Source organism: Delftia sp. S65 (assembly GCF_016516495.1).
In the GTDB taxonomy this organism is placed as follows: Bacteria; Pseudomonadota; Gammaproteobacteria; order Burkholderiales; family Burkholderiaceae_C; genus Comamonas; species Comamonas acidovorans.
Genome location: NZ_JACVUR010000124.1, coordinates 1 through 243, shown reverse-complemented (window position 1 = coordinate 243; position 243 = coordinate 1). Strand labels below are relative to the sequence as shown.

The 243-nt window shown below is 69.5% G+C and carries 1 protein-coding gene; it reads left to right on the top strand.

The window, feature by feature from the left end; all coding sequences use genetic code 11:
• On the top strand, positions 1-243 hold a 243-nt coding region (locus IAE24_RS30095), incomplete at both ends, for a hypothetical protein (protein ID WP_199962553.1).

Here is a 243-nt window from a genome sequence, read left to right as displayed (position 1 = left end):
CCTTGCTGCTGGATGCCAGCGGCCGCGTCATCACCTTCGACCAGCCTCTGGTGCCGGGCGGCCAGCTGCACAGTGCCAGCGAAGATATCTGGCTGCTGCGCGGCGGCAGCACGGAGCCGGACGGCGGCACAGCGCCCTGGGCCGCCAATCCTCGGTGGTCGCATGTGGAACAGGCACTGGTGCGCAACCCCGAAGCCATCCTCGCGGTCAGCGGCGATGGCGACACGCTCTGGGGCTTTGGTC